Genomic DNA, 6,417 nt, shown 5'->3' on the forward strand with positions numbered 1-6,417 from the left:
CGGCCGGGCGCTGACCGAGGCGGTGCTGGCCGGGCTGGAGGGGCGCGGCGTGACGCTGCACGCCACCGCCGACGGCTTCCCGCTCTATGCCAGCCAGGGCTTCGTGCCGCTGGGCGAGGTGGTGCAGCACCAGGGCGCCGCCTTCTCGGTCGGGCTGGTGCCGCTGGAGAAGGGGGAGCGGCTGCGCCCGCTCGGCCGCAACGACGCCGCGCTGCTGGCGGCGCTGGACGAGGCCGCCACCGGGCTTTCGCGCGGCCCGGTGCTGGAGGCGCTGCTGGCGGTGGCCGAGGGCGTGGTGCTGGAGCGCGACGGCGCGCCCTGCGGCCTGTCGCTGCTGCGCCGCTTCGGCCGCGGCCATGTGATCGGCCCGGTGCTGGCGCCCGACGCGGCGGCGGCGCAGGCGCTGATCGCGCATTGGCTGGGGGTGCGCGGCGGCCAGTTCCTGCGCATCGACCTGCCGGCCGAGGCCGGGCTGTCGGACTGGCTGCAGGGCCTGGGCCTGGTCCGGGTGGATGGGGTGCGGCCGATGCGGCGGGGTGCGGCGCCGGTGCCGCGGCCCTGGCGCGGCCAGCCGGTCACGCGCTTCGCGCTGATCAGCCAGACGCTGGGCTGAGGCCGGCATTGACCGCGCGCCGCGCCCGCGCCCATTGATGCGGGCGGGCCGGCCGCCATGCCGGCAGGCTGCGATGGATGCCCCCATGGTCCAAGGACTGCCGAAACTCGACCGCATCGACCTGCGGATCCTGGCGCATCTGCAGAAGAACGGGCGGATGACCAATGTCGATCTGGCCGAGGCGGTGGGGCTGTCCGCCAGCCCCTGCCTGATGCGGGTGAAGCGGCTGGAGAAGGCCGGCTACATCGCCGGCTATGGCGCGCTGATCCAGCTGCAGAAGCTCGGCGACACCATGACCATCTTCACCGAGGTCACGCTGTCCGACCACCGCAGCCACGATTTCCAGCGCTTCGAGGCGCGCATCCGCGCGGTGGACGAGGTGATGGAATGCCACCTGGTCTCCGGCGGCTATGACTACCTGCTGAAATTCGTCACCCGCGGCATCCAGCACTACCAGGACACGATCGAGGTTCTGCTGGCGCAGAACATCGGCATCGAGAAGTATTTCAGCTACGTCGTGATCAAGACGGTGTTCGCCAAGCAGCACTACCCGCTGGAGCGCTTCTTCGCGCCGCCGGAGTGAGCGGCGGCGGACCCGCCCGCGGCGGCGTGTCTTCAGCAATCCTTCAGCCGCATCCCCCATCCTGACGGCCGGGCATATCCGCAGGGGGATGAGTGATGATCCTGGGCCGCTGGTCCATCCGCGCCACGCTGGGCGCCATCCTGGGCAGCATGGGCCTGCTGCTGCTGCTGCTGTCCAGCCTCAGCGTCAGCGATGCCTGGCGGGATGCCAGTGCCGCCCGCAACATCGCGCGCATGGTGACGATCGGCTCGCACCTGTTCCAGACGGTGCTGAACGTCCGCATCGAGCGCGGCTCGACCTTCGCCGGGCTGGGCGGGGAGGGGCCGGCGGATGCCAACATCCTCGGCCGCGTGGCGCAGTTCCGGCAGGCGGCGGAGGGCGCCGCCACCCAGGCCCTGGCGCTGATGGACGAGGCCGGGCTGGCCCAGATGGCGGCCCGGCTGCGCGCCGCCAAGGCGGAGATGGACGGGCTGCGCCAGCAGGCCGATGCGCAGATGCGCCTGCCGCGCGCCGCCCGCTCGGCCGAGCTGGTGGCCAGCGCGCCGCGTATCAGCCAGTCCTACATGGATGTCGTGCTGGAGCTGGACACCGCCGTGCTGAACAGCATCCGGCGGCAGAGCGCGCCGGTGGACCACCTGATGGGGCTGCGCAACGCCGCCTGGACGGTGCGGCTCTCGGGCGGGCTGATGGCGCTGCGGGTCGAGCAGGCGGCGGTGCGCGGCGGCCCGCTGGACGCCGCCACCGCCACGCTGAACATCGAGGATCGCGGCCGCGCGCTGCAGGGCTGGTCGCTGCTGGCGGCGGCGCTGGCGCTGCCCGACCTGGCGCCGCCGGTGGCCCAGGCCATCCGCACCGCGCAGGACGCCTTCCCCGATGCCTTCTTCCGGCACCTGCAGGAGGTCTCGGCGCCGATGCTCGCCGGCCAGCCGGCGACGATGCCGCTGGCCGAGATGCAGCGCCTCAACACCGGCATGCTGAACCGCGCCGTCGAGGTCGCCCTGGCCGCCATGGCCGAGGGGGTGCGGGTGGCCGAGGCCGAGGCGACGGCGCGGATGGAGCGGCTGGTGCTGGGCGGCGTGGTGCTGGCGCTCTCCCTGCTGCTGACGCTGGGCGGGCTGCTGATCATGACGCGCGGCGTCACCACGCCGCTGACCGCGATGGCGACGGCGATGCGCCGGCTGGCCGATCACGACATGGCGGTGGCCATTCCCGGCCTTGGCCGGCGCGACGAGATCGGCGGCATGGCCGCCGCCATGGGCATCTTCCGGGAGAACATGGAGACCGCCGACCGGCTCCGCGCCGAGCAGGAGGCGGCGCGGGCGCAGCGCGAGCGGCGCGCCGAGGCGCTGGCGCGGCAGGTGGACGGGTTCCGCGACCGGATCGGCGAGACGGTGGGCGTGCTGTCCGCCGCCGCGACGGAGCTGGAGGCCACCGCGCGCTCGATGACCAGCACCGCCGGGGAGACCGACCGCCAGGCCGGCGCCGTGGCCGATGCGGCGCAGGATGCCAGCGGGGGCGTGCAGACGGTGGCGGCGGCGGCCGAGCAGCTCACCGCCTCGATCGGCGAGATCAACCGCCAGGTGGGGGAGGCCACGAGCATCACCAACGAGGCGGTGCAGAGCGCGCAGCGCACCGACGCCACGGTGCGCGCCCTGGCCGAGGCGGCGCAGCGCATCGGCGATGTGGTGCAGCTGATCAGCAACATCGCCGGCCAGACCAACCTGCTGGCGCTGAACGCGACGATCGAGGCGGCGCGCGCCGGCGAGGCCGGCAAGGGCTTCGCCGTGGTGGCGTCCGAGGTGAAGAACCTGGCCGCGCAGACCGCGCGGGCGACGGACGAGATCGGCGGCCAGATCGCGCAGATCCAGGCGGCGACGCAGCAGGCGGTGGGGGCGATCCAGTCGATCGCCGTCACCATCGGCTCGGTCAGCAGCATCACCGCCAATATCGCGGCGGCGGTGGAGGAGCAGAGCACCGCGACGGTGGAGATTGCCCGCACCGTGCAGCGCACCGCCCAGGCCACCAGCACCGTGACCCAGAGCATCGCCGCCGTCAGCCAGGGCGCCAACGAGACCGGCGCGGCCGCGCAGGAGGTGCTGACCGCGGCCTCCGACCTGTCCCGCCAGTCGGAGCGGCTGAAGCTGGAGGTGGATCAGTTCGTCAGCGAGGTCAAAACCGCCTAGCCGCCAACAGACAAAAGTTTTTTGGTTCTTTTTTCCAAAAAAGAACCCTTTTCTTTTGTCTTACTGAACTTTTTTCCCACTCCGCCACACCCCCCACAGGGCGATGCCGAGCAGGGCGGAGAGGGCGAGGGTATAGGCCAGCGCCCCCGGCTTCGGCGCCCCGCCCAGCAGCGGCGCGGCATTGGCCGCCAGCAGCCCGGCCAGCAGCCCGGCGCAGCTGGCCCAGCCGATCACCAGCGGCAGGGCCCGGCCGGACCAGGCGCCCCAGAGCAGCGCGGCGGCGATGGCGAATTCGTCCAGCGCCAGCGGGATGAAGCCGGGAAAGACCCCGCCCGGCACGGTCAGGCGGCGGGCGATCTCGCCCCCCGCCAGGGCCAGCGCCACCAGCGCGGCCAGCGCGCGGGGCGCGAGCAGCGTGGCGGCGCCCGCCATCAGACGCGCATCGGCATCAGGACGTAGAGCGCCTCCGGCTTCGCCGCGTCCACCACGACGGTGGGGGCGGAACCGTCGGCGAAGCGGAACTCCACCTTCTCGGCGATCTGGTCGGTGATGTCGGCGAGGTAGCGGGCCTGGAAGCCGATCTCGATCGGGCCCGAGCCGTAGGAGACGGCGCCATTGTCCAGCTCCTCCTCCGCCTGGCCCTGGTCGGGGCTGCTGGCGGTGAGCGTCAGGCTGTCCTGCTTCAGGCTCAGCTTCACCGGCCGCGACCGCTCGGAGGAGATGGCGGCCACGCGGGAGACGGCGTCGGCGAAGGCCTTCTTGTCCACCGTCATGATCTTGTCGTTGCCGCGCGGGATGACGCGCTCATACTCCGGGAAGGTGCCGTCGATCAGCTTGCTGGTCAGCCGCACGCTGCCGAAGGCGAAGCTGATCTTGGTGTCGGACAGCTTCACCTCGATCGCGTCGCCGGTCTCGTCGGCCAGCTTGCGGATCTCGTTCACCGTCTTGCGCGGCACGATCACGCCCGGCATGCCCTCCGCCCCTTCGGGCAGCGGCTCCTCGACGCGGGCCAGGCGGTGGCCGTCGGTGGCGACGGCGCGCAGCACCTTCTGCCCGTCCACTTCCGTCGCGTGCAGGTAGATGCCGTTCAGGTAGTAGCGCGTCTCCTCGGTGGAGATGGCGAACTTCGTGCGGTCCACCAGCTCGCGCAGCAGCGCGGGCGGGATCTGGAAGCCGTGCGGCAGCTTGCCCTCGGTCATCGAGGGGAAGTCCTCCACCGGCAGCACCATCAGGCTGGTGGCGAAGCGGCCGGCGCGCAGCGCCAGCGGCGCGTCGCCGCCGGCATGGTCCAGCTCGACCTTGGCGCCGTCCGGCAGCTTGCGCACGATCTCGTACAGCGTCGCCGCCGGCGCCGTGGTGCGCCCGGCGCGGGAGACGGTCACACCCGGCACGTCCTCGACAATGGCGATTTCCATGTCGGTCGCGGTCAGGGTCAGCGTGCCGTCCTGCGCGGCCAGCATCACATTGGCCAGGATGGGGATGGTGTTGCGCCGCTCCACCACGCTCTGCACATGCGCGAGCGCCTTGAGCAGCACCGCCCGGTCCACCGAGAACTTCATGGCTTGAGCAACCCCCGCGCGGATGATGGGCACGCCGAGCGCGCCCGGAGACGAGACAAGTCGCCCTCTCTACCAGCCTGGAACGCAAGGCGAAAGCCGGGTCCGGCTGGAACTCTCCGACAGGAGGCCCGTTGGTTAGGCGCCATGTCCCACACACCCCAGCCCCCCACCGCATCCTGGGCCGCCGGCCATACCACCGTGCTGGGGGAGGGGCCGCCCCAGGCGCCGCTGATGCTGGTCGGGGAGCAGCCGGGCGATGCGGAGGACCGCCAGGGCCGGCCCTTTGTCGGCCCCGCCGGGCGGCTGCTGGACCGCGCCCTGCTGGCCGCCGGGCTGGACCGCGCCGCCTGCTACCTGACCAATGCCGTGAAGCACTTCAAGTTCACCCAGCGCGGCGCCCGGCGCATCCACCAGAAGCCCGACAGCGGCGACATCGCTCTCTACCGCCCCTTCCTGCTGCGCGAGGTGGACGCGGTGGCGCCCCGGCTGATCGTGGCGCTGGGCGCCACCGCCGCGCAGGGGCTGCTCGGGCGCAAGATCGGCGTGCTGAAGCTGCGCGGGCAATTCCTCTCCGGCCCGGATGACCGGCCCATGCTGCTGACCGTGCATCCAAGCTTCCTGCTGCGCCTGCCGGATCCGGCGATGCAGGAGGAGGAATACCAGCGTTTCGTGCGGGAACTGGCGCTGGCGAAGGGAAGGGTTTTCAGCAGTTAAGAAAAGCGTTCTTTTTTGGAAAAAAGAACCAAAAAACTTCTTTCAGTTGGCGTCCCGCCTCAGGCCATGGGCGGGACGCCAAACGGAAAAAGTCTTTTTGCTTCTTTTTCTTCAGAAAAAGAAGATTCTGAAATTATTCAATAACTCGGCTCATGCCGGTCCAGCGCTGCCTGCGGCAGCTCCATCGCCCGCGCCGACCACGTCCAGACCAGCCAGCACTGCACCTCGCGCCCCGGGAAGATCTGCCGCAGCAGCGCGCGATAGGCCGCCATCTGCCGCAGATACAGCGTCGGCACGTCCTTCGCCTCGCTGGGCGGCGGGCGGTTGGTCTTGTAGTCGAGGATCATCACCCGCTCGGGCGTGATCAGCATGCGGTCCACCTGGCCGGCCAGGCGCTGCCCGTTCACCATGCCGGCGATCGGCGCCTCCGCCAAACTGCCGGGGCCGAAGGCCGCCACCAGCGCCGGATGCTCCAGCAGGCGCAGCACCTCCTCCAGCGTGGCAGTGCGGTCGGCCTCGGTCAGCCCATGGCCGGGGCGGGCCAGGAAGCGCTCGGCCAAGGCGCGGCGCTCGGCGGCGGGATGCTCCGGCAGGTGCTGCAACAGGGCGTGGATCAGGCGGCCGCGGCGGAAGCGCTCCCCGGTCGGGTCGGCGCGGCCATGCGGCGCGGCGGTGGGTGTCTCCTCCTCCCCCGGCAGGGCGGAGGGGGAGAGCGTCAGCGCCACGCTCTCCGGATCGGCGGCGCGGCCGAGCCAGGCGGGCAGC

Annotated in this window: 7 protein-coding genes; 4 read left to right on the forward strand and 3 right to left on the reverse strand. The window is 71.7% G+C overall.

Features of this window, described 5'->3' with window-relative positions; genetic code table 11:
* From HMPREF0731_RS07455 to HMPREF0731_RS26355, 3 genes are all read left to right on the forward strand, one after another.
* A partial coding sequence (locus tag HMPREF0731_RS07455; protein WP_007003455.1) for a GNAT family N-acetyltransferase occupies nt 1-613 on the forward strand: 613 nt, incomplete at its 5' end.
* Nucleotides 614-698: 85 nt separating this feature from the next.
* On the forward strand, nt 699-1,196 hold the full coding sequence (locus tag HMPREF0731_RS07460; RefSeq protein WP_040612522.1) for an Lrp/AsnC family transcriptional regulator: 498 nt from the start codon (nt 699-701) through the stop codon (nt 1,194-1,196).
* 95 nt (nt 1,197-1,291) lie between these two features.
* A complete protein-coding gene (locus tag HMPREF0731_RS26355) occupies nt 1,292-3,379 on the forward strand; it encodes a methyl-accepting chemotaxis protein (RefSeq protein ID WP_007003457.1) in 2,088 nt (695 codons plus the stop codon).
* Nucleotides 3,380-3,439: 60 nt separating this feature from the next.
* Here HMPREF0731_RS26355 and HMPREF0731_RS07470 read toward each other — a convergent pair whose 3' ends face one another.
* On the reverse strand, nt 3,440-3,811 hold the full coding sequence (locus HMPREF0731_RS07470) for a hypothetical protein (RefSeq protein WP_007003458.1): 372 nt from the start codon (nt 3,809-3,811) through the stop codon (nt 3,440-3,442).
* Nucleotides 3,811-4,938, reverse strand: a complete 1,128-nt coding sequence (gene dnaN / locus HMPREF0731_RS07475) for a DNA polymerase III subunit beta (protein WP_007003459.1) — start codon at nt 4,936-4,938, stop codon at nt 3,811-3,813. Before dnaN ends, HMPREF0731_RS07470 begins: the two co-directional genes overlap by 1 nt.
* Nucleotides 4,939-5,082: 144 nt before the next feature.
* Here dnaN and HMPREF0731_RS07480 point away from each other — a divergent pair, with 144 nt between their 5' ends.
* Nucleotides 5,083-5,652, forward strand: coding sequence for a UdgX family uracil-DNA binding protein (locus tag HMPREF0731_RS07480; RefSeq protein WP_007003460.1), 570 nt, complete (start codon nt 5,083-5,085; stop codon nt 5,650-5,652).
* Nucleotides 5,653-5,789: 137 nt separating this feature from the next.
* On the opposite strand, the gene HMPREF0731_RS23090 is transcribed toward HMPREF0731_RS07480, so the two are convergent.
* Nucleotides 5,790-6,417, reverse strand: a 628-nt coding sequence (locus HMPREF0731_RS23090; protein ID WP_007003461.1) for a PD-(D/E)XK nuclease family protein, incomplete at its 5' end; no start/stop codon positions are given.

Origin of the sequence: Pseudoroseomonas cervicalis ATCC 49957 (assembly GCF_000164635.1) — a bacterium.
GTDB lineage: Bacteria > Pseudomonadota > Alphaproteobacteria > Acetobacterales > Acetobacteraceae > Pseudoroseomonas > Pseudoroseomonas cervicalis.